The sequence below is a fragment of the Micromonospora sp. M61 genome (assembly GCF_018070245.1).
GTDB classification, from domain to species: domain Bacteria; phylum Actinomycetota; class Actinomycetes; order Mycobacteriales; family Micromonosporaceae; genus Micromonospora; species Micromonospora zamorensis.
This window is the reverse complement of record NZ_JAGPYA010000153.1, coordinates 1-1,242: the sequence shown is the minus strand read 5'-3', so window position 1 is coordinate 1,242 and position 1,242 is coordinate 1. Positions and strand designations below refer to the sequence as shown.

The window sequence follows — 1,242 nt, the reverse complement described above, 5'->3', positions numbered from 1 at the left end:
TGGTGGGCCTGGACGCACGGCGCACCCTGTCCGCGTACCCGCATGAGCTGTCCGGCGGGCAGCGGCAGCGCGTGGTGATCGCCATGGCGCTGTCCCGGGACCCGCGCCTGATCATCGCCGACGAGCCGACCACCGCGCTCGACGTTACGGTCCAGGCGCAGGTCATGGAGCTGCTGCTGCGGCTGCGCGGCCAGCTGGGCTTCGCGTTGATCCTGGTCAGCCACGACCTGGCGCTGGTCAGCGACGTCGCGGACCGCGTCGTGGTGATGTACGGCGGGCAGATCATCGAGAGCGGCGTCACCGCCGACGTGGTCGGTGCGCCGGCACACCACTACGCCCGGGGTCTTCTCGGCTCCGTCCTCTCCCTTGAGGCCGGTGCGGAACGGCTCACCCAGATCCGTGGTGTGGTGCCGTCGCCGGCCGACTTCCCGGCGGGATGCCGGTTCGCTGATCGCTGCCCCATGGCGACCGAGGTCTGCCGGACGGAGACGCCCCGCCTGGAGGGCGACGCCAACCACCGGTACGCCTGTCACCACCCGGCCGTCACCGTCAGGGAAGAGGAGCTGGCCCGATGAGTGCGACATCCCCGCGCGACTCGATCGTCGAGCTACGCGACGTGCACGTGGTTCACCGCACCCGCGGTGGTGGCCTGTTCGGCCGCGAGCGGGTGTACGCCCTCACCGGCGCGGACCTGACCGTGCGTACCGGCGAGACCATCGGGGTCGTCGGTGAGTCCGGCTGCGGCAAGTCCACGATGGCCAAGGTGCTGGTGGGCCTCCAGCGGCCGACGAGTGGCACTGTCGCCTTCGCCGGCAAGGAAGTCTGGTCGATGAACGCGTCGGAACGACGGCAGCACATCGGTGCCGGCGTCGGCATGATCTTCCAGGATCCGGCCACGTCGCTGAACCGACGCATGCCGGTCCGCGACATCCTGCGCGATCCGCTCGACGTGCACCGCCGTGGCACCCGCAAGCAGCGTGAGGAGCGGGTCAACGAGCTGATGGCCCTGGTGGGGCTGCCCCGGTCGGTCGCCGACGTCCTGCCGAGCCAGCTCTCCGGTGGTCAACGCCAGCGGGTGTCCATCGCGCGTGCCCTCGCCCTGGAGCCGGGTCTGGTCATCGCCGACGAGCCCACCAGCGCCCTCGACGTGTCGGTGCGGGCGCAGATCCTCAACCTGCTCCTGGACCTCAAGGAGCGGCTGAACCTGGCCATGGTCTTCGTCTCGCACGACATCCAGACGGT

Annotated in this window: 2 protein-coding genes; both read left to right on the top strand. The window is 70.5% G+C overall.

Translation table 11 applies throughout. From position 1 onward, the window contains the following. Nucleotides 1-575: ABC transporter ATP-binding protein (locus KBX34_RS33025; RefSeq protein ID WP_210928982.1), on the top strand; the 575-nt coding region annotated here is incomplete at its 5' end. Beyond that, on the top strand, nt 572-1,242 hold a 671-nt coding region (locus KBX34_RS33020; protein WP_210928981.1), incomplete at its 3' end, for a dipeptide/oligopeptide/nickel ABC transporter ATP-binding protein. The genes KBX34_RS33025 and KBX34_RS33020, both read left to right, overlap by 4 nt.